This is a genomic window from Microbacterium esteraromaticum, assembly GCF_014084045.1.
In the GTDB taxonomy this organism is placed as follows: Bacteria; Actinomycetota; Actinomycetes; order Actinomycetales; family Microbacteriaceae; genus Microbacterium; species Microbacterium esteraromaticum_D.
In genome coordinates, this window is sequence record NZ_CP043732.1 from 2607410 (window position 1) to 2633433 (window position 26024).

General features: G+C 69.0%; 18 protein-coding genes and 3 pseudogenes. 17 read left to right on the forward strand and 4 right to left on the reverse strand.

Going from position 1 to position 26024, the window contains the following annotated elements:
- Positions 1 to 25: 25 nt before the first annotated feature.
- From FVO59_RS12425 to FVO59_RS12435, 3 genes are read left to right on the forward strand one after another with little or no spacing between them, the layout of a single operon-like run.
- Complete coding sequence (locus FVO59_RS12425) at positions 26 to 796, forward strand: isocitrate lyase/PEP mutase family protein (protein ID WP_182252917.1); 771 nt, start codon at positions 26 to 28, stop codon at positions 794 to 796.
- A gap of 42 nt (positions 797 to 838) precedes the next feature.
- A complete protein-coding gene (locus FVO59_RS12430; RefSeq protein WP_182252918.1) occupies positions 839 to 2593 on the forward strand; it encodes a proline--tRNA ligase in 1755 nt (584 codons plus the stop codon).
- Positions 2594 to 2635: 42 nt separating this feature from the next.
- Positions 2636 to 3670 carry an LOG family protein gene (locus FVO59_RS12435; protein WP_182252919.1) on the forward strand — a complete coding sequence of 345 codons (1035 nt, stop codon included), beginning with the start codon at positions 2636 to 2638 and terminating at the stop codon, positions 3668 to 3670.
- Between the two features lie 5 nt (positions 3671 to 3675).
- Here FVO59_RS12435 and FVO59_RS12440 read toward each other — a convergent pair whose 3' ends face one another.
- Positions 3676 to 5031: a flavin monoamine oxidase family protein gene (locus tag FVO59_RS12440; protein WP_182252920.1), complete on the reverse strand. Its 1356-nt coding sequence runs from the start codon at positions 5029 to 5031 to the stop codon at positions 3676 to 3678.
- A gap of 105 nt (positions 5032 to 5136) precedes the next feature.
- Here FVO59_RS12440 and FVO59_RS12445 point away from each other — a divergent pair, with 105 nt between their 5' ends.
- The 5 genes from FVO59_RS12445 (at position 5137) to rbfA (ending at position 12001) form a co-directional block, all read left to right on the forward strand.
- Complete coding sequence (locus FVO59_RS12445; RefSeq protein ID WP_182252921.1) at positions 5137 to 7191, forward strand: PhoX family protein; 2055 nt, start codon at positions 5137 to 5139, stop codon at positions 7189 to 7191.
- 140 nt (positions 7192 to 7331) lie between these two features.
- Positions 7332 to 8315 carry a transcription termination factor NusA gene (nusA, locus tag FVO59_RS12450; RefSeq protein ID WP_182252922.1) on the forward strand — a complete coding sequence of 328 codons (984 nt, stop codon included), beginning with the start codon at positions 7332 to 7334 and terminating at the stop codon, positions 8313 to 8315.
- Positions 8316 to 8375: 60 nt separating this feature from the next.
- A complete protein-coding gene (locus FVO59_RS12455) occupies positions 8376 to 8648 on the forward strand; it encodes a YlxR family protein (protein ID WP_182252923.1) in 273 nt (90 codons plus the stop codon).
- A 94-nt stretch (positions 8649 to 8742) separates the two neighbouring features.
- On the forward strand, positions 8743 to 11508 hold the full coding sequence (gene infB / locus FVO59_RS12460) for a translation initiation factor IF-2 (protein WP_259363219.1): 2766 nt from the start codon (positions 8743 to 8745) through the stop codon (positions 11506 to 11508).
- A 64-nt stretch (positions 11509 to 11572) separates the two neighbouring features.
- Positions 11573 to 12001, forward strand: a complete 429-nt coding sequence (gene rbfA, locus FVO59_RS12465) for a 30S ribosome-binding factor RbfA (protein ID WP_182252924.1) — start codon at positions 11573 to 11575, stop codon at positions 11999 to 12001.
- A 12-nt stretch (positions 12002 to 12013) separates the two neighbouring features.
- Here the strand turns inward: rbfA and FVO59_RS12470 are convergent, their stop codons facing one another.
- Positions 12014 to 12916 (reverse strand): iron-sulfur binding domain-containing protein, encoded by a 903-nt coding sequence (locus tag FVO59_RS12470; RefSeq protein ID WP_182252925.1) that lies wholly within the window; start codon positions 12914 to 12916, stop codon positions 12014 to 12016.
- A 172-nt stretch (positions 12917 to 13088) separates the two neighbouring features.
- Here FVO59_RS12470 and truB point away from each other — a divergent pair, with 172 nt between their 5' ends.
- The 6 genes and pseudogenes from truB (at position 13089) to FVO59_RS12500 (ending at position 19351) form a co-directional block, all read left to right on the forward strand.
- Positions 13089 to 13982: a tRNA pseudouridine(55) synthase TruB gene (gene truB / locus FVO59_RS12475; RefSeq protein WP_182252926.1), complete on the forward strand. Its 894-nt coding sequence runs from the start codon at positions 13089 to 13091 to the stop codon at positions 13980 to 13982.
- On the forward strand, positions 13979 to 14347 hold the full coding sequence (locus FVO59_RS12480) for a hypothetical protein (protein WP_182252927.1): 369 nt from the start codon (positions 13979 to 13981) through the stop codon (positions 14345 to 14347). Before truB ends, FVO59_RS12480 begins: the two co-directional genes overlap by 4 nt.
- Positions 14348 to 14418: 71 nt before the next feature.
- Entirely contained in the window at positions 14419 to 14811 is a 393-nt protein-coding gene (locus FVO59_RS12485) for a hypothetical protein (RefSeq protein WP_182256795.1), read from the forward strand.
- Entirely contained in the window at positions 14808 to 15755 is a 948-nt protein-coding gene (locus FVO59_RS12490) for a bifunctional riboflavin kinase/FAD synthetase (RefSeq protein ID WP_182252928.1), read from the forward strand. The genes FVO59_RS12485 and FVO59_RS12490 overlap by 4 nt, the downstream gene beginning before the upstream one ends.
- 195 nt (positions 15756 to 15950) lie before the next feature.
- Positions 15951 to 18103: pseudogene (locus tag FVO59_RS12495) on the forward strand (DEAD/DEAH box helicase).
- 220 nt (positions 18104 to 18323) lie between these two features.
- Positions 18324 to 19351: pseudogene (locus FVO59_RS12500) on the forward strand (6-phosphofructokinase).
- 321 nt (positions 19352 to 19672) lie between these two features.
- Here the strand turns inward: FVO59_RS12500 and FVO59_RS12505 are convergent.
- Together FVO59_RS12505 and FVO59_RS12510 are read right to left on the reverse strand one after the other, a co-directional pair.
- Complete coding sequence (locus FVO59_RS12505; protein WP_259363220.1) at positions 19673 to 20506, reverse strand: endonuclease domain-containing protein; 834 nt, start codon at positions 20504 to 20506, stop codon at positions 19673 to 19675.
- Between the two features lie 487 nt (positions 20507 to 20993).
- Positions 20994 to 23099 carry a S9 family peptidase gene (locus tag FVO59_RS12510; protein WP_259363221.1) on the reverse strand — a complete coding sequence of 702 codons (2106 nt, stop codon included), beginning with the start codon at positions 23097 to 23099 and terminating at the stop codon, positions 20994 to 20996.
- A gap of 151 nt (positions 23100 to 23250) precedes the next feature.
- Here FVO59_RS12510 and FVO59_RS12515 point away from each other — a divergent pair.
- The 3 genes and pseudogenes from FVO59_RS12515 to FVO59_RS12525 all read left to right on the forward strand — a co-directional run.
- Positions 23251 to 24593: pseudogene (locus tag FVO59_RS12515) on the forward strand (inorganic phosphate transporter); the annotation flags it as partial.
- Positions 24594 to 24706: 113 nt separating this feature from the next.
- The gene (locus tag FVO59_RS12520) at positions 24707 to 25036 is read left to right on the forward strand and encodes a peptidase (RefSeq protein WP_182252929.1); all 330 of its coding nucleotides are present in this window, start codon (positions 24707 to 24709) and stop codon (positions 25034 to 25036) included.
- Between the two features lie 46 nt (positions 25037 to 25082).
- Positions 25083 to 25991, forward strand: coding sequence for a phosphodiesterase (locus FVO59_RS12525; protein ID WP_182252930.1), 909 nt, complete (start codon positions 25083 to 25085; stop codon positions 25989 to 25991).
- Positions 25992 to 26024 lie beyond the last annotated feature (33 nt).

Sequence of the window (26024 nt, forward strand, 5' to 3'; positions counted from 1 at the left end):
GTCGGACGGCCGCTAGCGTGAACCCATGACGAACGCTGACAAGGCCCGCACCCTCATCGACCTCTACGAAGCGCCGGAGATCCTGCGCGTCGTCAACATCTGGGACGTCGTCTCGGCCAAGGCCGTCGCCGCGCTGCCCGAGACCAAGGCTCTCGCGACCGCCGGCCACTCGATCGCCGCGACCTTCGGGTACGCCGACGGGCAGATCCCCCGCGACATCATGATCGACTTCGTCGGCCGCATCGCCGCCGCCGTCGACCTGCCGGTCACGGCCGACCTCGACGACGGCTACGGCGACGCGGGGGAGACCACGCGGCTCGCGATCGGCGTCGGCGTGGTCGGTGCGAACATCGAAGACCGCCTCGCGCCGCTCGCCGCGTCGGTGGCGAAGGTCGAGGCGATCGTGAAGGCTGCCGGGGCCGAGGGCGTGCCGTTCGCGCTGAACGCGCGCACCGATGCGATCGTGCGGGGCGGCGACAAGCCGCTCGCCGACAAGCTGGCGGATGCCGTCGAGCGGGGCCGTGCCTTCCTCGACGCCGGCGCCACCGCGGTGTTCGTACCCGGCATCCTGGATGCGGCCGCCACTCGCACCCTCGTCGAGGGGATCGGGCACAACAAGGTCAGCGTCATCGGGCTGCCTGGTGCCCTCACCGCAGCCGAGTACGAGGCGCTCGGAGTCTCGCGCGTCTCGTACGGCCCGACGACGCAGCGCGTCGCGCTCACCGCTCTGCAGGACCTCGCCACCGATCTCTACGCGGACGGCGTCATCCCCGACGGCACCCGCGCACTGAACTGACGCACGACGGTATGGGTGAGCACGGGTCACTAGACTTGCCCCGTGATCACCCGTCTGTCGAACTTCTTCCTCCGCACGCTCCGTGACGACCCGGCCGGCGCCGAGGTCGCCAGCCACAAGCTGCTGATCAGAGCCGGGTACATCCGTCCGCAGGCCGCCGGCATCTTCGCCTGGCTGCCACTGGGGCTGCGCGTCAAGGCGAAGATCGAGGCGATCGTGCGCGAGGAGATGGCTGCGGCCGGAGCGCAGGAGGTGCATTTCCCCGCGCTCATGCCGCGAGAGGCCTATGAGGCGACCGGTCGCTGGGACGAGTACGGCGATCTGCTGTTCCGTCTGCAGGATCGCAAGGGTGGCGATTACCTCCTGGCTCCGACGCATGAGGAGGCGTTCACCCAGCTGGTGAAGGACCTGTACTCCTCGTACAAGGACCTCCCTCTGACCATCTACCAGATCCAGGACAAGTACCGCGACGAGGCGCGGCCCCGCGCCGGGCTCCTGCGCGGGCGCGAGTTCACGATGAAGGACGCGTACTCGTTCGATGCATCGGACGAGGGGCTCGACGCCAGTTACATGGCGCAGCGTGATGCATACGAGCGCATCTTCCAGCGGCTCGGCCTCGAGTACGCCATCGTTCAGGCCGACGCCGGTGCGATGGGTGGCTCACGCAGCGAGGAGTTCCTGCACCCGACTCCCGTCGGCGAGGACACCTTCGTGCGCAGCGAGGGAGGGTATGCGGCGAACGTCGAGGCCTACACCACCACCGCGCCGGATGCCGTGGGCTGGGACGGCGTGGGGCCGGCGACGATCTTCGACTCGCCCGACACCCCGACCATCGACACGCTCGTGGCTCACGCGAACGCCGTGCTCGACGGCGAGTACACCGCTGCCGACACGCTCAAGAACGTGGTCCTCGCCCTGTCGCACCTCGACGGCTCTCGCGAGGTGGTGATCGTGGGCATCCCCGGTGATCGCGAGGTCGACATGAAGCGCGCCGAGGTCGCCTTCGCGCCTGCCGAGGTCGAGGCGGCAACCGACGCGGACTTCGAGCGCAACCCGCTGCTCGTGCGCGGATACATCGGCCCCTGGTCCGAGACCGGCGCGGTGCTCGGCGAGGAGTCGGCGACCGGCATCCGCTATCTCGTCGACCCGCGCGTCGCCGACGGCACCCGGTGGATCACCGGCGCCAACATCGACCAGAAGCACGCGCACACCGTCGTCGCGGGGCGGGACTTCATCGCCGACGGTGCGGTCGAGATCGCGAACGTCCGCGAGGGAGACCCGGCGCCGGACGGCTCCGGACCCGTCTCGCTGGCTCGCGGCATGGAGATCGGTCACGTCTTCCAGCTCGGACGCAAGTACGCCGAGGCCCTCGGTCTGAAGGTCCTCGACCAGAACGGCAAGCTCGTCACCGTCACCATGGGGTCCTACGGCATCGGCGTGACTCGGATCCTGGCGATCATCGCCGAGCTGAACAACGACGACAAGGGTCTCATCTGGCCGGCTTCCGTCGCGCCGTTCGACGTGCAGGTCGTCGCTGCGGGGCGTGACCAGGTCGCGTTCGACGTCGCGGAGGACATCTCGAACAGGCTCGAGGCGGCACGTCTCGACGTGCTCTACGACGACCGAGTGAAGGTGTCGCCCGGCGTGAAGTTCGGCGACGCAGAGCTCGTCGGCGTCCCGAAGATCGTGATCGTGGGGCGTGGCGCCGCCGAGGGCCAGGTCGAGCTCTGGGATCGCGCCACCGGCGAGCGCGAGTCGATCTCGGTCGACGAGGCCGTCGCACGACTCACCCGCTGACCTGTCGCAGCCCCCTCCCGGCGGCTGTGACAGGGTGGAGGCATGACGGATGCCACGCTGAACGACGACCTGCGCCATGAGCTCACCACGCTGCTCGACAAGGCAGGCATCCGCGCGGAGCGGGGACTCGTCGCACGGCTGCTGCAGACCTCGCTGTCGCTGGGGATGGAGAACACCGACCGCCTCGACCTGAAGATCGCCTCGGCGGCCCTGCAGGAGATGCACCAGGCGTTCCGTCTGTTCCAGCCGTTCCATCAGGTGCCGAAGGTCACCGTCTTCGGGTCTGCGAGGACGGGCGAGGAGGATCCGCTGTACCTCCAGGCGCGAGACGTCGCCGCAGCGCTCGCCGACGACGGCTGGATGGTCGTCACGGGGGCCGGGCCCGGGATCATGCAGGCCGCGGCAGAGGGCGCAGGGTCGAAGATGTCGCTCGGCGTGTCGATCCGGCTGCCGTTCGAGGAGCGCGCGAACACGATCATCTCCGAGAGCGCCCAGGTCGTGTCGATGAAGTACTTCTTCACGCGCAAGCTGATGCTGATCAAGGAGTCGCGCGGGTTCATCTGCCTTCCCGGTGGCTTCGGCACCATGGACGAGATGTTCGAGCTGCTCACCCTTCAGCAGACGGGCAAGGCCGAGCCCATGCCGATCGTGCTGCTGGACGCCCCGAACGGTACCTTCTGGAGCGGGCTGAGGCGCTTCGTCGACGAGCACCTCGCTCCGGCCGGCGTGATCTCGCCCCACGACCTGGACCGGGTGCTCATCACCGACTCGGTGGAGGACGCCGCCGCCAACGTGACGGGGTTCTGGCGCAACTACGACTCGCTGCGGTGGGTCGGGGATCTGCTGGTGCTGCGACTGGTGAATCCGCCGACGGATGCCGAGATCGACAGCCTCAACGAGCGTTTCGGCCACATGTGCGCGCACGGACGCATCGAGCGCACCGAGCCTCTCGATGTCGAGCGCACCGCCGGCGACGTCGTCGAGCTGCCGCGCCTCGCGCTGCACCTCGAACAGCGCAGCGTCGGCGGGCTCTACGCCCTCATCCGGGCGATCAACGACCTGCCGTCGGCGGGCTGACGACGTCAGCGGGCAGCGGAGCGCTCGCGGTCGACGATGGCGGCGGCGAAATCCGCCCTGTCGACGCTGTGCCCGAGGATGCTCTCGGCAGCCCGATGCCCTGAGGCGTACGCCGCGCCCACCGTGGCGGGCTCCTCACCCCACGTCGCCTCACCCGCGAAGCGCAGCCCGCCGGCGAACGGTCCGGCAAGCGCGTCGTGATCGTGGTGCGAGGCGCCGATGGGCAGGTGCGAGTACGAGCCCCGCGACCACTCGTCATCGCCCCAGCGGGTGACCCACGACGCGGTCGGCTCGCCCACAGCGTCGCCGTACAGCGCGCGCAGCGCACGCGCGACGTCGGCGACCACCACCGCATCCGGCAGAGACTGCACGCGGTGCCCGAGCGGGCCGGCTGCGAAGGTGAGCAGCGTCGGGATGCCGCTGATCGCCGAGACGTCGTACCAGGAGTGCCAGCGTTCGCCTGCCTCGCCCAGGGCCCGGATCACGTAGGTCTCCTCGTTCCAGAAGCGGTGCGGGAACTGCAGGAAGATCTTGTTGAACACGCCCATGCCCAGCCGCGCGATGCTGCGGGCTGCGGGCTGCGGGAGCGGCGGGTCGAATTCGAGCGCGCCGGACTGCAGCACCCCGAGCGGCACGGTGACCACGACGTCGTCGGCGCCGAAGGCACCGTGATCGGTGTCGACGATCCATCCGTCCTCGACTCGCCTGATCCCGCGCACCGTGTGTGCCAGCCGCACATCGACGCCGACGGCGATCCGCCGAGGCAGCTCGTCGTAGCCGCGCGGGAAGATGACCTCTTCGCCGTCGATGGCATCCTCGTCGAGGCCGTGCGCATCGAGATCGCCGATCCACGCGCCGCACTGCTCCTCGACACGGTGACGGAAGAACTCCCGGATCTGATCGATGCGCTCGGGGTCGAGTCCCGAGGCATCCAGTGCGCTCTCGGTGGCGTCCAGATAGCTGTCGCCGGGGGAGGAGCGCGCGATCACGCCGACGAGTGCGCGATCGACCGCCTCGACGTCGGCGATCCACTGCGAAGACGCAGTCGCGTCCATCGGAGTCCCCGTTCCGTCGAAATGCTCCATCGGCCTGCCGCCCACCTGGAAGCTCCCCACGGTGAACTCCCGCGTCGGGATGTCGAGCGCCTGCACCAGCTCCCACAGTGCCGAGTCTCTGATGCCGTGTATCCACGAGGCACCGAGGTCGACGGGGAAGCCTGCTGTGCGCTCAGTCGACATCCGTCCCCCGATGCGCTCGCGCGCCTCGAGCACGATCACGGTCCTGCCCGCATCGGCCAGCATCCTGGCGCAGGTGACTCCCGCCATCCCGGCGCCGACGACGACGGTGTCGAATCGCTCCATGCACCCAGTATGCGCACGCACGAAGCGGTGCGTTAGAACTCCGTTCACCTGCTCGTCAACAGGCCGCGGCATCCTTGCCACGATTCGCCCCGACGAGGAGGACAGATGTCCCTGACCGAATTCACCCGCCGCAGCCTGCCGATGGCCGATCACGTGCGCGGCAAGCGCTCGGCAGTGACCTGCCAGCTCAAGTGCGCCAACGCCTGCCTGGGCGAGGAGTGCAACACCTCCGCGAACGAGGACTTCCGCTCGATCGCGTCCGCCGTCTTCTCACGACGTGCCCTGTTCGGACTGGGAGCGGCCGCTGCCGTGGCCGTCGCCGTCGGCGTCGGGCGCACCACACCCGTATCGTCTCCTTCCGCCGCCGGCGCAGCCGGCACCGGGGCATCCTTCGCCCGCCCCGGACGGGCGGGTCTGTCCTTCAGCGGCATCGCGCCCGTGCCTGCCGAGGTCGACGCCTTCACGGTGCCGGCCGGGTACACCTGGAAGCCGATCATCCGCTGGGGAGACCCGCTCTTCTCGCGCACGCCGGCCTTCGACATCCGCAACCAGACTCCGAAGGCGCAGGCCGAGCAGTTCGGCTACAACAGCGACTACCTCGACATCGTCGCCGACCCGAGCGGCAAGACCGGCGTGCTCGTCAACAACCACGAGTACGTCAACCCGAATCTCATGTTCCCCGACAGCGACGACGCCGCCGAGCTGCGTCGCCGCGGTGACATCTACAAGGCCGCGCAGGGCATGTCGGTCGTCGAGATCCGCCGCCGCAAGGTCGGCGACCCGTGGGAGTACGTCGTGGACGGGCGCCGCAACCGCCGTCTCACGGTCGAGACCGTCTTCGAGCTCACCGGACCCGCCGCCGGATCCGACCTGGTCAAGACGGCTGCCGACCCCGAGGGCCGATGGGTGCACGGCACACTCGGCAACTGCGCAGGCGGCACGACGCCATGGGGCACGATCCTGTCGGGCGAGGAGAACTTCAACGGCTACTTCGCCTGGGCCGCCGACACACCGCAGCAGAAGCGCTACAGCAGCTCCCCGACCACGAGCACGTCCACCGGATGGGAGACGTACGACCCGCGCTTCGACGCGCACTCGGATGAGTACGTCAACGAGCCGAACCGCTTCGGATACATCGTCGAGGTCGATCCGCAGGATCCGACGTCGACTCCGCGCAAGCACACCGCGATGGGTCGCTTCAAGCACGAGGGCGCGAACGTCCACGTGGCGGAGGACGGCCGCGTCGTCGCCTACATGGGCGACGACGAGCGGAACGACTACCTGTACAAGTTCGTGTCGAAGAACCGCATCTCCGGTTCGCGCAGGAAGAACCTCACGCTGCTCAGCGAAGGCGACCTGTTCGTCGCGAAGTTCCGCGGCAACTCGGCACAGGCCGAGATCACCGGCACGGGTCAGCTGCCCGCCGACGGCGCGTTCGACGGAACGGGGGAGTGGCTGCCCCTGACCCTCGACGGCGAGAGCGTCGTGCCGGGCTTCAGCACCGAGGAGGTGCTGGTGTACACGCGTCTGGCCGCCGATGCCGTGGGCGCGACGAAGATGGATCGCCCGGAGGACGTCGAGCCGAATCCGGTCACGGGCAAGGTGTACGTTGCGCTGACCAACAACACGCGTCGCACCGCCGTCGACGAGGCCAATCCGGTCACCGGCAACCGCTACGGTCATGTGATCGAGCTGACCGAGACCGCGGGGCAGGCCGGGCGCTCGTTCGGATGGAGCGTCCTGCTGCTGTGCGGCGACCCGAACACGTTCGAGAACGCCTACTTCGCCGGATTCCCCAAGGAGCTCGTCTCGCCGATCTCGTGCCCCGACAACGTCGCGTTCGACTCGAAGGGCGATCTGTGGATCTCGACCGACGGCGCCCCCAGCACGATCGGGTACGGCGACGGCCTGTTCAAGGTGCCGCTGACGGGCTCCGAGCGCGGCCACGTGCAGCAGTTCCTGTCGGTTCCTCGCGATGCCGAGACCTGCGGGCCGGTCATCCACGACGAGGAGGGCCTCGTGTTCGTGGCTGTGCAGCACCCGGGTGAGGACGGCACCTTCGAGCATCCGCGCTCGCTGTTCCCCGACTACGGCTCGACGGCACCCGGCGACGTCGCCGACGCACCCCGCCCCGCCGTGGTGCAGGTCCACCGGATCTGATCCGACAAGCCGACGGATGCCGGTCAGGGGCGCTGCGCCCCTGACCGGCGTCTTCGTCTGCGCCGCGCCGGATCGGCTATCCTTGTCTGATGCCCGCGGAGCGTCTGTCCGCGGTGAGAGCTGAATAGAGGAGACCGCTGATGGACATCGAACTCGGACTGCTGCGCGGAATCGAGAAGGAGAAGGCGATCCCCTTCGACGAACTCGTGTCGATCATCGAGCAGGCCATCCTCACCGCCTACGGCAAGCACATCTCCGAAGACGGCGCCGTCCCCGCAGGCGTCCGCGTCGAGCTCGACCGCAAGACCGGTCACGTGGCTGTGCTGCAGCCCGTTCGCGACGACGAGGGCGCGATCATCGGCGAAGAGGAGACCACCCCGGAGGACTTCGGGCGCATCGCGGCCTACGCTGCGAAGCAGGTCATCAGCCAGCGCCTGCGCGACATCGCCGACGACGCCGTGCTCGGCGAGTTCCGCGGCAAGGAGGGCGACATCGTCGCCGGTGTGATCCAGCAGGGCCCGAACCCCCGCATGATCCACGTCGACCTCGGCACGGTCGAGGCCATCCTTCCGCCCGAGGAGCAGGTTCCCGGCGAGGAGTACGCCCACGGCCGTCGTCTGCGTGTCTACGTCACCAGCGTGGCCAAGGGTGCGAAGGGCCCGCAGATCACCGTCTCCCGCACACACCCCGGGCTCGTCCGCAAGCTGTTCGCCCTCGAGGTCCCCGAGATCGCCGGCGGTCTCGTCGAGATCGTCTCGCTCGCCCGTGAGGCCGGTCACCGCACGAAGATCGCGGTCAAGGCGAACGACCCGTCGGTGAACGCCAAGGGCTCGTGCATCGGAGAGATGGGCCGTCGCGTCCGCGCCGTGACCGAGGAGCTCGCGGGCGAGAAGATCGACATCGTCGATCACCACCCCGACCTCGCGACCTTCGTCGCGCACGCGCTGTCGCCCGCCAAGGTCACCTCGGCGTTCGTGCTGGACGCAGGCACCAAGGCCGTCCGAGCGCTGGTGCCCGACTACCAGCTCTCACTCGCGATCGGCAAGGAGGGCCAGAACGCCCGCCTGGCGGCGAAGCTCACCGGTGCGAAGATCGACATCCAGCCCGACAGCGTGATGGAGTGACGCGCGACGACCTGCTCGCACACGGTGCGTCGGGCGTCGGGCGACGCGGCGAGGTGTAAGATGGACCCTGTACGAACGTGCGTAGGTTGCCGCGGTCGTGCCTCTCGGACCGCCCTGATCAGGGTGGTGGCGCAGAACGACCGGCTCGTCATCGACGAGCGGGCAGCTCTGCCGGGGAGAGGCGCGTGGCTGCATCCCTCGCCCGAGTGCCTCGACACCGCTCTGCGGCGAAAGGCCTTCGCACGAGCACTCCGCGTGCCGCCGTCCATCGGGTTCCCCGAGGCGGAGGACGCGCAGACCATCCAACGGTACTTCCACCGGAACAAAGGCTGAACGGCTATGGAAACAAAGTGAACGGCTCGAAATGAGACCCGTCCGCGACTAGTGGTCTGCCCTGCCTGGGCGGACCGACCCAGACAGGAGAATTGTGGCTGCCAAACCACGTGTGCACGAGATCGCCGCTGAACTCGGCGTCGACAGCAAGTTCGCACTCGCGAAGCTCAAGGAGCTAGGCGAGTTCGTGAAGAGCCCGTCTTCGACGGTGGAGCCCCCGGTGGCGCGCAAGCTGCGCGCCGCGATCGAGGCCGACCCCAACGCGAAGCCGGCAGAGAAGACCGAGGCGAAGCCGGCTGCCAAGCCCGCCGCCGCGGCACCCAAGGCGCCGACCCCCGGCCCGAAGCCGGGACCGGCGAAGAAGGCGGCTCCGGCCGCCCCCGAAGAGGCGCCCGCAGCGCCTGAGGCGCCCGCGGCGACGTCGGGCGCACCCACGCCCGGGCCCGCCAAGCCCGCAGCGCCCAAGCCCGGCGGCAGCGCCCCCGCTTCCGGCGACAGCGCTCCGAAGCCCGGCGGCGCTCCGAAGCCGGGCGCCCCGCGTCCCGGCAACAACCCGTTCTCTTCCGCTCAGGGCATGGGCCAGCGTCCCGCCGGTCCCCGCCCTGGCAACAACCCCTTCGCGTCGCAGCAGGGCATGGGCCAGCGGCCCACGCCGGGCAACATCCCGCGGCCGCAGGCTCCTCGCCCCGGTTCGCCGCGTGTCGGCGCTCCGCGTCCCGGGCGTCCCGGTGGCGCACGCGGTGGTCAGGGCGGCCGTCCCGGCGCACCGTTCCAGCAGCGTCCCGGCGCTCCCGGCCGTCCCGGCGGTGCCGGTGCGGGTGCGGGTGCTGGCGGCGGCTTCCAGCGTCCTGGCGGCGGCTTCGCAGGTCGACCCGGCGGTGGCGGCGGTCGTGGGCGCGGCCCCGGCGGCGGTACTGCAGGCGCCTTCGGCAAGGGCGGCGGCAAGAGCAAGCAGCGCAAGTCGCGTCGCGCGAAGCGTCAGGAATTCGAGATGCGGTCGGCGCCGGTCGTCGGCGGCGTCAACGTCTCCAAGGGCAACGGCGAGATCATCCGACTGCGCCGCGGCGCATCGATCGCCGACTTCGCCGACAAGCTCGAGGCACTGAACGGCTACACCGTCCAGCCCGGCACCCTGGTCACCATCCTCTTCAACCTCGGCGAGATGGCCACAGCCACCGAGTCGCTGGACGAGGCGACGTTCGAGGTGCTCGGCGAGGAGCTGGGCTACAAGATCCAGATGGTCTCGCCCGAGGACGAGGACAAGGAGCTCCTCGAGGGCTTCGGTCTCGATCTCGAGGCCGAGCTCGAAGCCGAGAGCGAGGACGACCTCGAGATCCGTCCTCCCGTGGTCACCGTCATGGGTCACGTCGACCACGGTAAGACCCGACTGCTCGACGCGATCCGCCAGACGAATGTCATCGAGGGCGAGGCCGGCGGCATCACCCAGCACATCGGTGCTTACCAGATCTGGACCGAGCACGAGGGCATCGACCGTGCGGTCACCTTCATCGACACCCCCGGTCACGAGGCGTTCACCGCCATGCGTGCCCGTGGTGCTCAGGTGACCGACATCGCGATCCTCGTGGTCGCCGCCGACGACGGCATCATGCCGCAGACGGTCGAGGCGCTGAACCACGCGCAGGCGGCCGAGGTCCCGATCGTGGTCGCGGTCAACAAGGTCGACAAGCCCGAGGCCAACCCCGCCAAGGTGCGCCAGCAGCTCACCGAGTACGGTCTGGTCGCAGAGGAGTACGGCGGAGACGTCATGTTCGTCGACGTGTCGGCTCGCAACGGGACGGGCATCCAGGATCTGATCGACGCCGTCCTGCTCACGGCCGACGCCGGTCTCGACCTGACGGCCAACCCGAACAAGGCAGCCCGTGGTGTCGCCATCGAGGCGAAGCTCGACAAGGGCCGCGGTTCGGTCGCGACCGTGCTGATCCAGTCCGGAACGCTGCGCGTCGGCGATGCGATCGTCGCCGGAACCGCCTACGGCCGCGTTCGCGCGATGCTCGACGAGAACGGCGAGGCCGTCGCAGAGGCAGCGCCCTCGCGTCCGGTGCAGGTGCAGGGTCTGAACTCCGTGCCGCGCGCCGGTGACGTCTTCATCGTCACCGAAGAGGACCGCATGGCCCGCCAGATCGCCGAGAAGCGTGAGGCCGTCGAGCGCAACGCCCTGCTGGCCAAGGCCCGCAAGCGCATCTCGCTCGAGGACTTCACCCGCGCTCTCGAAGAGGGCAAGGTCGAGACGCTCAACCTCATCATCAAGGGCGACGTGTCCGGTGCCGTCGAGGCGCTCGAGGAGTCGCTGCTCAAGATCGAGGTCGACGACTCGGTGCAGCTGCGCATCATCCACCGCGGTGTCGGTGCGATCACCGAGTCGGATGTGAACCTGGCGACGATCGACAACGCGATCATCGTCGGCTTCAACGTCCGTCCCGACACGAAGGCCCGCGAGGCGGCCGCCCGCGAGGGCGTCGACGTGCGGTTCTACTCGGTGATCTACTCCGCGATCGACGAGATCGAGAACTCCCTCAAGGGCCTGCTCAAGCCCGAGTTCGAAGAGGTCCAGTCGGGCGTGGCCGAGATCCGCGAGGTGTTCCGCTCCTCCAAGTTCGGCAACATCGCGGGTGTCATCGTCCGCTCCGGAACGATCACGCGCAACGCGAAGGCGCGCGTCATCCGCGACGGCGTCGTCATCGCCGATGGCCTTGCCATCGAGTCGCTGCGCCGCTTCAAGGACGACGTCACCGAGGTCCGCACCGACTTCGAGGCCGGTATCGGACTCGGCAAGTACAACGACATCCAGATCGGCGACGAGATCGAGACGACCGAGCTCGTCGAGAAGCCTCGCGGCTGATCACAGCGATACGGTGAGGGGCGCCCGCGGGCGCCCCTCATCTGTCCTCAGAAGGAATGGGAACATGGCTGGAGAACGACAGGCACGACTCGCGGATCGCATCCGCGTCATCCTCGCCGAGCGTCTCGAGAAGGGTCTGCGCGACCCGCGTCTCGGATTCGTGACCATCACCGACGTGCGCGTCTCGGGAGACCTGCAGCACGCGTCGGTCTTCTACACCGTGCTCGGCACGGACGAGGAGCGTGTCGCGAGCGGCGCCGCGCTCACCTCGGCGACCGGCCTGCTGCGCAAGGAGGTCGGGCGTCAGCTCAATGTGCGGCTGGTGCCCACGCTCGAATTCATCCCCGACGCCCTGCCCGAGAGCGCAGGGCACATCGCCGACCTCCTGCGCGAGGCGCGCGAGCGCGACGCCGAGGTGGCGAAGCTCGCGTCGTCCGCGACGCATGCAGGCGAGGCCGACCCGTACCGTCGCGACGACGAGGACGAGGACTGACGCTGCTCCCGCTCAGCGCGGGAGCAGCAGCATCCCGCCGACGGCCTCGATCAGGCCGTCGGCGATGAGCGAGTCGATCGCACGGTCGCGCTGAGCCGCATCCGGCCAGTCGGCGACCACCTCTGCGGCAGGCAGCGTGTGGGCCGATGCCTCGCGGAGACTCCGCAGCACGGCTCCGCGCGCCTGGCGGTCGGACCCTTCGAAGCGCGGCTGCCTGCGTCGCGTGTCACCTGTGTCTGGCCGGCCTGCGGCGACCCATGCGCAGCGGGATGCCAGAGGGCAGGCCTCGCATTCCGGTGCGCGCGCTGTGCAGATGACCGCGCCGAGCTCCATCATGGCGGCGTTGAAGAGCGCGGACTCCGCGACGTCGACTGGCAGCAATTCAGCCATCCGCGCGAGATCGCGCTTGGCGGGGGGATCGGGCTGCGATCGGCCGTCGACCGCCCTGGCGATCACCCGACGGGTGTTCGTGTCGACGACCGGATGCCTGTCTCCGTAGTGGAATACCGCCACGGCGCGGGCGGTGTACTCGCCGATGCCCGAGAGCGCAAGCAGCGCGGGGACGTCCCGTGGCACGACGCCGCCGTGACGCTCGACGATCTCGATCGCAGCCCGATGAAGCCACAGCGCGCGCCGCGGATAGCCGAGGTTCGCCCACTGATGCACGACCTCGGCAGGGGTGGCGTTCGACATCGCCGACGGTGTCGGCCACCGGCGCAGCCACGCATCCAGGTGGGGGATCACCCGGTTGACCGGCGTCTGCTGCAGCATGAACTCGCTGACCAGCGTGCCCCAGGCGCCGTAGCGATCAGAGAACCCCGAACGCCGCCAGGGGAGATCCCGGGCCGCATCGGCGTACCATTCCAGCAGGGCTGGTCGCCACAGGGCGGAGGGGATCGTCGAGGGCGAGGGCATCACGCCCAGCCTAAGCGGCTGACACGGGGAGCGAGCTCACGACGAACACCAAGACGACATGCACAGCAGAGCTCGTGGGCTCGATGCTGATGCAGCAGGCCTCGAATGCTGCTCGACGGGGTGGTCGTCGCCGCGATCACGGTGTGCCGCTGACACGCTCTAGGCTGGAGGGATGGTCCCACCCGGCATCCTGCTCGTCGACAAACCAGGCGGGCTGACCAGTCACGACGTGGTCGCCCGCACCAGGCGGGCGTTCGGCACCCGGAAGGTCGGCCATGCCGGCACCCTCGACCCGATGGCGACGGGACTGCTGGTGATCGGCATCGAAGGCGCGACGAGGCTGCTGACCTACATCGTCGGCGCCGACAAGACGTACACCGCCACGATCCGCCTCGGCGCGCGCACCACCACCGACGACGCAGAGGGCGAATCGGTCGCGACGGCCGACGCCGCGGTGCTCGGGGCGGTGACCGACGAGAGCATCGCGACAGGCATCGCCGCGCTCACCGGCGCGATCGCGCAGGTGCCGAGCTCGGTCTCGGCGATCAAGGTCGACGGCCGCCGCGCGTACGATCGGGTGCGTGCGGGGGAGGAGGTCGAGCTCGCCGCACGGGAGGTGACCGTCTCGCGGTTCGACGTGCTGCAGACGCGCCGTGCGGAGGGCCTCATCGAACTGGACGTCGTCGTGGACTGCTCGTCCGGCACCTACATCCGCGCGCTCGCGCGCGACCTCGGCGACGGGCTGGGCGTCGGCGGGCATCTCACGGCCCTCAGGCGAACCCGCGTCGGAGGTTTCGACGTCTCCGAGGCGGTGGGCGTCGACGATCTGACCGGCGCCTCCGTGCTGACGCCCGCCGAGGCGGCGGCTCGCACCATGCCCGTGCTCCGGGTGGATGCGCAGGAGGCCATCGACCTCCGCCACGGCAAGCGACTGCACGGCCGGGCCGACCGGCTGCCGGCGTCGGAGGTGGCCGCGATCGACCCGGAGGGCATGCTCGTCGGCGTCATAGAGGCGCGCGGCAACGACATCAAGAGCGCCATGAACATGCCGGAGGTGCAGGCATGATCCTGTGGTTCACCGTCGTGCAGATCTCCGTCGCGTGCGCTGCCGGGCTGTTCTGCGTGACAGCCGGGCTCGCGGGCCGCCGCCCGAGCGACTGGAGCGTGGGCAGCCTTCTCCTGGTCGAGGTGCTGCTGATCGCTCAGGTCGTCGTGGCGATCGTCGCCCCGCTGGCGGGCAACCCTCCCACCGGCGACCTCCTGGAGTTCTGGGTGTATCTCGTATCGGCAGTGCTGCTGCCGATAGGGGGCACGGCATGGGCGCTGCTCGACCGCACCAGGTGGAGCACGGTCATCCTCGGGGTGATCGGCCTGTCACTGGCCATCATGCTGTGGCGGATGCAGGCGATCTGGACGATCCAGGTCGCGTGACGCAGCCGGGCCCCACCTCCGTCACGCGTAAGATGGAGGACGCAATGTCCCACACCGTTTCGCGCACCCGGATGACGGGCATCGGCCGAGTCCTCGTCATCGTCTACGCCGTGATGGCGCTGGCGGCCACCGGTCGCAGTTTCGTGCAGATCGTCCGCCGCTTCGAAGAGGCCCCTCTCGCGTACGGCCTCTCGGCGCTCGCCGCCGTCGTCTACATCCTCGCGACCCTCGCCCTCGTGCTCGCGCACCGACGAGGGTGGTACTCGGTCGCATGGGTGGCGATCGTCTTCGAGCTGACCGGCGTGGTCGTCGTGGGCGCGCTCAGCCTCCTCGCACCGGCGCTGTTCGGCCATGACAGCGTGTGGTCGTACTTCGGCATGGGGTATCTTTTCGTTCCGCTCGTGCTGCCGGTGTTCGGCCTGTGGTGGCTGCGCACCCATCGTCCGCAGGGAGAGTCGGCATGATCGTCTTCCGCGACCCGTCCGAGGTGCCTGCCGACTTCGGCCGCTCGGTGGTCGCGATCGGCAAGTTCGACGGCGTGCACGTCGGCCACCGCGCGGTGATCGAGCGCATGCGGGAGGACGCCGCAGCGATCGGCGCCCGCACCGTCGCCGTGACCTTCGATCGGAACCCGCTCGAGGTGCTGCGCCCTGAGCTGTGCCCCGAGAACGTCGTGGCCACGGAGCGCAAGGTCGAGCTGCTCGGCGAGCTCGATCTCGATGCCACCCTCGTGCTCACCTTCGACCGGGCGCTCGCATCGCTGCCCGCCGAGGACTTCGTCCGCGACATCCTGGTCGATGCGCTGCACGCGGTCATGATCCTGGTCGGCCGCGACTTCCGCTTCGGGCAGGGCGGGGCGGGCACCCCCGAGCTTCTGCAGCAGCTGGGCCCGAAACACGGCTTCACCGTCGACGTCGTCGACGACGTCACGCCGGAGGGCGGCGGACGACGCGTGTCGTCGACCTGGGTCCGCGAGCTGCTCGCGGCAGGCGACGTCGCACAGGCGGCCACCGTTCTCGGCCGCCCGGTCAGCGTCACCGGAGAGGTCGTGCACGGGCTCAAGCGGGGCCGCGAGCTCGGATTCCCGACCGCCAACCTGTCGGAGATGATCGACGCCCTTGCGCCGGCCGACGGCGTGTACGCGGGCTGGCTGGAGGACCATGTGACGGGCATCCGGCACCCTGCCGCGATCTCGGTGGGCACCAACCCGACCTTCGACGACGTCGAGCGGCGCCAGGTCGAGGCGCACGTTCTCGACGCGACGGGGCTCGACCTGTACGGCCATCGAGTCACCGTCGAGTTCACCGACCATCTTCGCGGCATGGTGGCGTTCGAGGGCATGGAGGCGCTCATCGCGCAGATCGCCGATGACGTCTCCGTGGCGCGCGCGCGTCTCGGGCTGAGCTGATTCCACAGCGGACTCGTGTCCCATCTGGGCCGGAGACGGCCAGATGGCCTAAACTCGAAGCAGTGCTCGACGACAGCCGCCATGCGCGTGCAGCCGAGCACCGATATCCGCACGGTCCTGGCTGGCGCCACACGCGGATGACCGCAACGAACCGAAGGCCCCTTCGGCCCTTCGGCACTCACGCTCAGGAGGAGCATGCCGAGCACGGCGACCGCCGCACCGCGGCGAAAGAAGACGTCACGTCGAGATGAAGAGGCGCCCCTGATCCCGATCCTCGCCCGCAAGGTCCGGGAGATCGAGGCGAAGGCGCAGCGCGCGAAGCTGGGCCCGACCAATCGGGTCAAGTTCCAGGTGATCGCGTTCCTGGTGCGCGAGGAGCGCGCCAGGGTGAAGGCCGACGGAGAGCTGACCGACGCCGCGCGCGCCGAGCTGCTCAAGCGGCTCGACGGCGTGGCGACCATCCTTGCGAAGACGGCTGCGCGCGACACATCCCTGATCCAGCTGCTCGAGGCCGATCAGGCCACCTCGCCAGTTGCGAAGCGCATGCGCCGCGACTGGCTGCTCGAATCGGGCGCAGAGCTCGCACCCGAAGAGCTCGTGATCACCGACGTGGCCCCGATCGTCCAGACCCCCGTCGTGCCCGCCGCGCTCGCCGAGAAGCAGGTCACCCCGCCCTCGGTCGAATCGCGCCTGCTCGCGACGCCGTTCCTCGCGCCCGACCTCACCCCGCGGCCGGCCGCGGTCCCGCGCCGTCGCCTCGACGGCTGGGAGCTGATGGGTCCGCTGTACAAGGCATTCGAATCAGGAGCCGGTGGGGAGCGGCCACCATGGAGCTGCCTCCGACACCGGAGTACGACCACATCTCGCCCAAGGGCCGCGAGGTCATGGTGCACCAGTCGCGCTTCGTGGAGGCGGTCCGCGCGGGTCACCGCAGCTTCCTGCTGGCCGACGAGCCCGGACTCGGCAAGACAGCGCAGTCGGTGCTCGCCGCATCGGTCGCCGACGCCTACCCGCTGCTGGTGGTCGTGCCGAACGTCGTGAAGATGAACTGGGCGCGGGAGGTCGAGCGGTGGACGCCTCAGCGCCGCGCCACCGTCATCCAGGGTGACGGCGCCGACATCGATGCCTTCGCCGACGTGTTCATCGTCAACTACGAGATCCTCGATCGCCACCTCTCGTGGCTCGGATCGATCGGCCTGAAGGGAATGGTCGTCGACGAGGCGCACTTCATCAAGAACCTCTCGTCACAGCGTTCGCAGAACGTGCTCGCTCTGGCCGCCCGCATCCGCGACCGCGAGCGCAGCCCGCTCATGCTCGCCCTGACCGGAACGCCGCTGATCAACGACGTCGAGGACTTCGACGCGATCTGGCGATTCCTCGGCTGGACCAACGGCGAGAAACCCACGCAGGCGCTGATGGAGAAGCTCGATGCCACGGGGCTGACCCCCGCCGACAAGTCGTTCTACGCCGAAGCGCGCGAGGCCGTCATCTCGATGGGCATCGTCCGTCGCAAGAAGAAGGACGTCGCCGCCGACCTGCCGGACAAGCTGATCGCCGATCTGCCGGTGCAGCTCGATGACGAGTTCGGACGGGGCATCCGGGCCGCCGAGCGCGAGCTGGGCGAGCGGATGGCGGCGAAGTATCGGCGCATCGTCGAGGCGCGCACCGCGACCCACGGGCCGTCGGCCGCAGCGCACGGCGAGATCGACGACGACATCGTGCGTCTCGTCGCTCACAACGAGCTCGAGGAGTCGAAGGCGGCGGGCGCCGGCGGTGACAACGTCTTCACGATGGTCCGCAAGATCGGCCAGGCCAAGGCCCTGCTCGCGGCAGATTACGCCGCACAGCTGCAGCGCTCGGTCGAGAAGGTCGTGTTCTTCGCGAAGCATGTCGACGTGATGGATCAGGCCGAGGCGCACTTCGCTGCGGTCGGGATCAAGTCGGTCTCGATCCGAGGCGACCAGACCACCCCCGCTCGTCAGCAGGCGATCGACGCGTTCAACACCGACCCCGAGGTCGGGGTCGCGGTCTGCTCGCTCACCGCGGCGGGCGTCGGCGTGAACCTGCAGGTGGCGTCGAACGTCGTGCTGGCCGAGCTGAGCTGGACGGCGGCGGAGCAGACCCAGGCGATCGACCGCGTGCACCGCATCGGGCAGGACGAGCCGGTGACCGCATGGCGCATCATCGCCGCGCACACGCTCGACACGAAGATCGCCGAGCTCATCGACCAGAAGCAGGGTCTCGCGGCCCGCGCCCTCGACGGCGAAGCGGTCGCCGAGGAGCCGGGCGAGTCCGTGCAGCTGGCGGCCCTCATGCACCTTCTGCGGGAGGCTCTGGGCGGCGAGTGATCCAAGGCCGAAGAACGGGCGTTAAGAACTATTGTTCTTAGCGCCCGTTCTCGTCATTCAGGCACAATTCCTGCCAAGAATCCGTGATCGCCGCTGACCGGCTGGCAAGATCCGTCATTTTCGCTGCTTTCGAATGGCTTCTGGATGCGATCGGCACTAGTGTCGACAACAGGCAGCGTCGCCTCCTCTTCCCCTTTCCCTGAAGCACGAAGGCAGCAGCATGAAGATCGGCATCCTCACCAGCGGCGGCGATTGCCCCGGGCTCAACGCCGTCATCCGCGGCATCGTGCTCAAGGGCACTACGAACCACGACCTCGAGTTCGTCGGAATCCGCGACGGCTGGCGCGGAGTCGTCGACGGCGACTTCTTCCCGCTGACCCGCCACGAGGTGAAGGGCCTGTCGAAGGTCGGCGGGACCATCCTCGGCACGAGCCGGACCAACCCGTACGAGGGCCACGCGGCGGCGCGGAGAAGATCGCCAGGACCCTCGCCGCGCACGGCATCGACGGAGTCGTAGCAATCGGCGGAGAAGGGACTCTCGCCGCGGCTGACCGGCTCTCGAAGGACGGCATCAAGGTGCTGGGCGTCCCGAAGACCATCGACAACGACCTGCACGCGACCGACTACTCGTTCGGCTTCGACACGGCCGTCAACATCGCCACGGACGCCATGGACCGACTGCGCACCACAGGCGACTCCCACCAGCGATGCATGGTGGCAGAGGTGATGGGCCGGCACGTCGGCTGGATCGCGCTGCACGCGGGCATGGCATCCGGCGCCCACGTCATCTGCATCCCCGAGGTGCCGATGTCGATGGACGAGATCTGCGCGCTGGTCACCAGCGCTCACGACAGAGGACGGGCGCCGCTGGTCGTCGTATCCGAGGGCTTCACGCTGACGGGGATGGACGAGGCGTACAGCGACAAGGGTCTGGATGCGTTCAACCGCCCGCGTCTCGGAGGCATCAGCGAGATCCTCGCGCCGGAGATCGAGCGCATCACCGGCATCGAGACCCGTTCGACCGTGCTCGGCCACATCCAGCGCGGTGGGTCGCCCTCCGGCTTCGATCGCGTGCTCGCTACGAGGCTCGGCCTGAACGCCGCAGACGCACTGGTCGACGAGTGCTGGGGCCAGATGGTCGCCATGCGCGGCACCGACATCGTGCGGGTCCCCTTCGCCGACGCACTCGGCGAGCTGAAGACCGTGCCCCGTGAGCGCTACGACGAGGCCGCGGCGCTGTTCGGCTGATCCGGGTCGGTGTCGGCGGGGTCTCGGGCTTCGGCCTCTCGGTTCCGGCAGTTCGCCTGAGTTCCGGATGTTTGGTGCCCGGGCATCCGGAACTGGGGAGGGTTGCCGGATTTCGGGGGCCGGGGTCGGGTGGGCCTGGGTTCCGGTGTTCGCCTGAGTTCCGGATGCTGGGTGCCTGGGCGTCCGGATCTGGGGACGGTTGCCGGGTTCCGGGGCCGGGGTCGGGCGGGCCTGGGTTCCGGTGTTCGCCTGAGTTCCGGATGCCTGGTGCCTGGGCGTCCGGATCTGGGGAGGGTTGCCGGATTCCGGGGCCGACGAGGCTCAGGCGGCGAGGTGAAGCCCCTGGGCGACAGCGCCGAGCATGATGCTCTGGACCAGTTCGGGCTGGAAGAAGACCTGGTAGTAGTCGAAGCGCAGCACCGAGTATCCGCGCAGCCTGAGGCGTGCATCCGCCTCGATGTCGCGACGACGTGCGGCTGCCGTGCTGTGGTGCTCGAAGCCGTCGAGCTGCACGATCAGCCTGTCGCCGATGACGGCGTCGACAGGGTGGCCATCGATCCAGACCTGCTGCCGGATGCTGATCCCGATCGCCTTCATCAGCAGCCTGAACTCGGTCTCGACGCCGGAATCCGAGAGTGCAGTCGCAACGCCGCAGAGGCGCTTCTCGCGGTTGCCTCGCCAGCGCACGCGTTCCAGCACCGCCGGCGCGATGAGTTTCTTGTTCAGTGCGGACTCCCAGACCGCGAGTGCAGGACGCGAGTCGAGGCAGCGAGCGACGTGATGCAGCACATTGATCAGCGGGTCGACAGGCGCTCGTTCGTGTACGGGCGCGGGGCCGATGGACCAGTGGATTCTGCTGTCCGCGGCCTTCGTCTTACCTGCACCCGGTGGCACGACGAGGTGGACGAGCGGGTCATCAGGGATCCACAGACCCAGTCGTCTCGCCTGACTGACACACGTCAACCGCCCTCCGGCGGCGATCGCGGCCATGAGCTGCGGGTCGCAATCGTGCGTTGCGATCCACGAGCGCCGCACCCGCGCGAGCCCGCCGCGGTGAACCGCGGCTGCGATCGCGTGTTTGGTGAAGCCGGCCGCATATATCTCGGAGGTGTGCGCGATGCCGTCACGGCGCGTGAGCCATTCAGTGAGGAGCATCAGCTCACTCTGCGCCAACGAAGGATGAGGCGCTGCCCGGAATCGCCTTCTGTGGAGGGACTGTGCGGAATCGCCCTTTGTGCAGAGTGATCGGCGGCACTCTCCAGATCCGGCAGCTCGCCTGAGATCCGGATGCTTGGCGCGCGGGCACCCGGATCTGGGTACGGTTGCCGGATTCCGGCCACCGGGGTCGGGTGCGTCGGGGTTCAGGTGGCCGGAGGGGTGCGCCTCAGTTCCGGTGGTTGGCCTGAGATCCGGATGCCCGGGGCGGGGGCATCCGGATCTGGGGACATTTGCCGGATTCCGGCGACCGGGGTCGGAGGCGAGCGTCCGGGGTCGGGGCGACCGGGGTCGGGCGAGCCGGACGGGGTGCGCCTCAGTTCCGACAGTTCGCCTGAGATCCGGATGCCTTGGCGCCAAGGCATCCGGATCTGGGGACGGTTGCCGGATTCCGGCGACCGACTCGGGGGCGGAAGGAGGCGGGTGCTCAGTCGGCGAGGCCCAGCACGTCAAGCATCCAGGCGAGCTCGAAGGCGCGCTCGCGCCAGGAGTTGTAGCGCCCGCTGACGCCGCCGTGCCCGGCTGACATCTCGCACTTCATAATCACGTCCTGCGCGCCCGCGTGCCGCAGCGCGGCCACCCACTTCGCCGGTTCGACGTACAGCACGCGCGTGTCATTGAGCGAGGTCATCGCCAGGATGCGCGGATACGCCACCCCCTCGCGGATGTTCTCGTACGGCGTGTACGTCTTCATGTACGCGTACACCTCGGCGTCGTGCAGCGGGTCGCCCCACTCGTCCCACTCGACGACCGTGAGCGGCAGCGACGGGTCGAGGATGGAGGTGAGCGCATCGACGAAGGGGACTCCGGCCAGGATCCCCGCGAACAGCTCTGGGGCGAGGTTCGCGACCGCGCCCATGAGCAGGCCGCCGGCGCTGCCGCCCTCTGCGACCAGTCGACGCGGTTCGGTGACCCCGCTGTCGATGAGGTGACGGGCGCAGGCGATGAAATCAGTGAACGTGTTGCGCTTGTGCAGCTCTTTGCCCTGGTCGTACCAGTGCCGGCCCATCTCACCGCCGCCGCGCACGTGCGCCACGGCGAAGACGACGCCGCGATCGAGCATCGACAGGCGCATCGTCGAGAACCCGGGGTCGATGGAGTGCTCGTACGAGCCATAGCCATACAGGTGCACGGCGCGCGGCTCGTCGCCCGGTTCGCCGAACGAGCGCTTCCAGACGAGCGATATCGGCACCTGTGCGCCGTCGGGTGCGGTGGCCCAGACCCGCTGCTGCCCGTAGTCGGCGGGGTCGTAACCGCCGAGCACAGCCATCTGCTTGCGCAGGTGCTTCTCGCCGGTCGCGACGTCGAGGTCGAGCACCTGCGATGGCGTGACGAACGACGTGTAGGTCATCCGCAGGAAGGGCGAGTGCCACTCCGGGTTGCCGCTGAAGTACGCGTCGAACAGCGGCTCGTCGAACTCGACCTCGTCCACCGTCCCCGTGGTGAGGTCCATGATCCCGGCGCGCACCAGGCCCTCGCTGCGGTACTCGATCGTCGCGAAGTCCCGGAAGCAGTCGACGTCGATGATCCGCCTGCCCGCACGGTGGGGCATGAGCACCCGCCGCTCGCCCTGCGGGTCGGATGCCGCGACCGAGACGAGCTCGAAGTCCAGGGCGTCCTGATTGTGCAGGATCAGCAGCCGATCCTCGCCGTCGACCACCGCATGGTCGACCGAGTACTCCACGCCGTCCCTGCGCGGCCAGACCACCTGCGGCTCCGCGCTCAGGTCGGAGAGATCAAGCAGCAGCTCCTCGCTGGTGATCTTCGAGCCGAGTCCGATCACGAGGTACTTGCGGCTGCGGGTGATCCCGGCGCCCATCCAGAATCGCTCGTCCGGCTCATGGAACAGCTTCACATCTGCATCCACCGGCGTGCCGATTCGGTGCAGCCACAGCGTGTCCGGTCGCCAGGCGTCGTCGCGCGTCGTGTACAGGATCGCCGTGCCGTCGGGGGTGAAGAACGCCTGACCTGTGTTCGGGATCACGTCGTCGAGCTTCTCGCCCGTCACCAGGTCTCGCACGTGCACGGTGTACAGCTCGGATCCCTCGACGTCCACCGACCACAGCAGGCGCGTTCCGTCATCGGACGCGTCGAACGCGCCGAGCGAGAAGAACTCGTGACCCTCAGCCTCGACGTTGCCGTCGAGCAGCACCTGCTCGCCCTGGACGGGCACGCCCGGCTCGAGTGCAGGGGGAGTCCAGTCGTCGCCGCTCGCCGCGGTACGGCACTGGATGCCGTACTGCGCGCCCTCCTCGGTGCGACCGTAGAACCACCAGTCACCTCGTCGCGTCGGCACCGACAGGTCGGTCTCCTGCACACGCGACTTGACCTCCTCGAAGAGCTTCTCTCGCAGCGGCGCGAGATGAGAGGTCCGCGCGTCGGTGTACGCGTTCTCGGCCTCGAGGTGGGCGAGCACCCCGGCATCCTCCTTGTCGCGCAGCCACTCATAGGGGTCGTCGAAGACGTCGCCATGATGCGAGCGGGTGGTGATTCGTCGGATGGCCTCGGGCGGACGGATGCGGGATTCGATCACCCTGCCACGCTACCCGGCGAGTTGACCACGACCGGGCAGGGTGGGAGGATTCATTCGGGTTCCTTTAACGGATGGCAAACCCACGGTGAACTCTTCGTTCGTCACAGCCGAGCTCTCGGCCCCTCCCTGGCAGTCCCAACGAAAGAGACCGGTGGAAACCGCAGCCCTCGTCGTCGTGCTGGTCATCGCGCTGGCACTCTTCTTCGATTTCACCAACGGATTCCATGACACCGCCAACGCGATGGCGACGCCCATCGCGACCGGCGCGCTCAAGCCGAAGACCGCGGTGCTCCTGGCCGCCGTGCTGAACCTCGTCGGCGCCTTCCTGTCGACAGAGGTCGCGAAGACCGTCTCGGGCGGCATCGTCCGTGAGGACGCGATCAGCAAGATGGGCGCCGACGTCTTCCTCCCGCTGATCTTCGCCGGTCTCATCGGCGCGATCACCTGGAACATGCTCACCTGGCTGCTCGGCCTGCCCTCGAGCTCGTCGCACGCGCTGTTCGGCGGCCTGATCGGGGCAACACTCGTCGGCGTCGGAGCCTCAGGCATCGACTTCGGCATGGTGCTCTCGAAGATCATCCTGCCGGCCGTGATCGCTCCGCTCACCGCGGGCATCATCGCGTTCGCCGCGACGAAGATCGCCTACGGAGTCACGCGCCGCTACGACGGCAAGCCCGACGGCCGCTCCGGGTTCCGGTGGGGCAGATCTTCACCTCGTCGCTGGTCGCGCTCGCGCACGGCACGAACGACGCGCAGAAGACCATGGGCGTGATCACCCTCGCCCTCATCACCATCGGCTGGCAGTCCGGTGCACACCACGAGCCGCAGCTGTGGGTCATCGTCGCCTGCGCCTTCACGATCGCACTGGGCACCTACCTCGGCGGCTGGCGCATCATCCGCACCCTCGGCAAGGGGCTCACCGAGGTCAAGCCCGCGCAGGGTTTCTCGGCCGAGAGCTCGACCGCTGCGACGATCCTCGCCTCCAGCGCTCTCGGCTTCGCCCTGTCGACCACGCAGGTCGCCTCCGGCTCCGTCATCGGCTCCGGGCTCGGCCGTCGAGGCGCCTCGGTGCGCTGGGCCACCGCCGGCCGCATCGCGATCGGCTGGCTGCTCACGCTTCCCGCCGCCGGCGGCGTCGGCGCGCTCGCCGCACTGCTGGTCATCCGTCTCGGTGTCTGGGGCGTCGCGATAGACGCCGTCCTCGCCCTCGCTGTCATCATCGGCCTGTTCCTCTACTCGCGCCGCAACGAGGTCACCCACGCCAACGCGATGAGCGACGTGGCCGAGTCCGGCCTCGCGGTCGACCAGCCCGAGGTGCCTGGCCCGACGCGCCGCGCCACCCGCATCGAGCTGATGCGGGCTCTGGAGCGCGCCGAGCGCAAGGCCGATGAGGCCGAGCGGGCCGCGCGGCGTGCGAAGAAGCTGAAGAAGGTCGGAGCCTCGCCCGCCGAGGTGAAGGCCGCCAAGCGGGCCGCGCAGAAGGCCGCCGAGAAGTTCGCAGAGGCCGAGCGCGCCGCACAGGAGTGGGAGCTGCTCAGCGCGAGCCGCAAGGAGCGCGCGAGGCTGGCCGAGTGGGACATCGCCGTGGACGAGCAGGAGGACGCACGATGATCTCGATCGACTGGAGCGCCTTCCTCAACGTCTTCCTCGCCGCACTGCTCGGTGCCGGCTCGATCGTTCTCTTCTACGCCTTGGGTCTGCGGATGCTGGTGCGCGCCGGTCGTGTGCCGGTGGTGACACCTGCGGAGTTCACGGATGCCATCACCGTGCTCTCCGAGAAGGAGATCAAGCGAGCCGCGAAGCAGGCCGAGAAGGCCGCGCGCAAGAGCCCGCTCAGCGAGGGGCAGAAGACTCTCGCCTTCGCCGGCGCGATCGCCTGCTTCGTGCTGTGCGGCGCGGCCGTCATCGGCGGCATCCTCCTCATCGTCCTCGGCTGACACCCGATCACCTGCGCGCCGGCGGAGGCAGTTCTAGGCTTAGGCCATGCCAGCGCACTACTCCTTCGGCGGTCACGAACCTGCATCGCACGTCATCGTGCACGTCAGCGATCCGCATCTGCTCGCAGGCGGCGCGCGACTGGGGGAGAGGTACGACGTCGAGAGCACGTTGGAGCGAACGCTCGACGCCATCCGCGACACCGGCGCCCGACCCGCGGCGATCGTCGTGACAGGCGATCTCGCCGACCTGGGTGAGCCCGACGCGTACCGCCGCCTCCGCGCGGCGGTCGAGCCCTTCGCCGCCGATCTCGGCTGCCAGGTCATCTGGGTGGCGGGCAACCACGACGAGCGGCCCGCACTGCGACAGCACCTGCTGGGGCTCGCGCCGACCGAGCAGCCGGTGACGGGGGTGTGGGACCTCGACGGACTGCGGGTCATCGCGCTCGACACGAGCGTGCCGGGCTGGCATCACGGCGACCTGGACGCCGAGCAGCTCGAGTGGCTGCGCGATGCCCTCAGCGAGCCGGCGCCGCACGGCACGATCCTCGCCATGCATCACCCTCCGCTGCCCAGCCACATCCCGCTGTTCGACATCCTCGAGCTCCGCCATCAGGATCGCCTCGCCGACATACTCCGGGGCAGCGATGTGCGAGCGATCCTCGCCGGCCATCTGCACTACTCGTCGCACGGGATCTTCGCCGGCATCCCGGTCAGTGTCGCCTCGGCGACCTGCTACACGATGAACATCGCCCGCCCGGCCGTCGAGGTCAACGGCATGGACGCCGCGCAGTCGTTCCAGCTCGTGCACGTGTATCCCGACACCGTCACGCACACCGTCGTGCCGGTGATCGATGCGCCCACCGGCGACTTCTTCACGCGCGAGTGGGCCGAGCAGATGGCATCGCTCACCCCGGAACAGCGACTCGACGTCTTCTCCCGCAAGCCCGGTCGCTGAAGCGTCATAGACTGGTGGCATCCCCCGAATCCC

Excerpts from the sequence above, each read along its gene's own strand:
- FVO59_RS12425 (WP_182252917.1), top strand. The coding sequence starts at position 26 with ATGACGAACGCTGACAAGGCCCGCACCCTCATCGACCTCTACGAAGCG.
- FVO59_RS12435 (WP_182252919.1), top strand. The coding sequence starts at position 2,636 with ATGACGGATGCCACGCTGAACGACGACCTGCGCCATGAGCTCACCACG.
- FVO59_RS12440 (WP_182252920.1), bottom strand. The coding sequence starts at position 5,031 with ATGGAGCGATTCGACACCGTCGTCGTCGGCGCCGGGATGGCGGGAGTC.
- FVO59_RS12445 (WP_182252921.1), top strand. The coding sequence starts at position 5,137 with ATGTCCCTGACCGAATTCACCCGCCGCAGCCTGCCGATGGCCGATCAC.
- nusA (WP_182252922.1), top strand. The coding sequence starts at position 7,332 with ATGGACATCGAACTCGGACTGCTGCGCGGAATCGAGAAGGAGAAGGCG.
- FVO59_RS12455 (WP_182252923.1), top strand. The coding sequence starts at position 8,376 with ATGGACCCTGTACGAACGTGCGTAGGTTGCCGCGGTCGTGCCTCTCGG.
- rbfA (WP_182252924.1), top strand. The coding sequence starts at position 11,573 with ATGGCTGGAGAACGACAGGCACGACTCGCGGATCGCATCCGCGTCATC.
- FVO59_RS12470 (WP_182252925.1), bottom strand. The coding sequence starts at position 12,916 with ATGCCCTCGCCCTCGACGATCCCCTCCGCCCTGTGGCGACCAGCCCTG.
- truB (WP_182252926.1), top strand. The coding sequence starts at position 13,089 with ATGGTCCCACCCGGCATCCTGCTCGTCGACAAACCAGGCGGGCTGACC.
- FVO59_RS12480 (WP_182252927.1), top strand. The coding sequence starts at position 13,979 with ATGATCCTGTGGTTCACCGTCGTGCAGATCTCCGTCGCGTGCGCTGCC.
- FVO59_RS12485 (WP_182256795.1), top strand. The coding sequence starts at position 14,419 with ATGACGGGCATCGGCCGAGTCCTCGTCATCGTCTACGCCGTGATGGCG.
- FVO59_RS12490 (WP_182252928.1), top strand. The coding sequence starts at position 14,808 with ATGATCGTCTTCCGCGACCCGTCCGAGGTGCCTGCCGACTTCGGCCGC.
- FVO59_RS12505 (WP_259363220.1), bottom strand. The coding sequence starts at position 20,506 with ATGCTCCTCACTGAATGGCTCACGCGCCGTGACGGCATCGCGCACACC.
- FVO59_RS12520 (WP_182252929.1), top strand. The coding sequence starts at position 24,707 with ATGATCTCGATCGACTGGAGCGCCTTCCTCAACGTCTTCCTCGCCGCA.
- FVO59_RS12525 (WP_182252930.1), top strand. The coding sequence starts at position 25,083 with ATGCCAGCGCACTACTCCTTCGGCGGTCACGAACCTGCATCGCACGTC.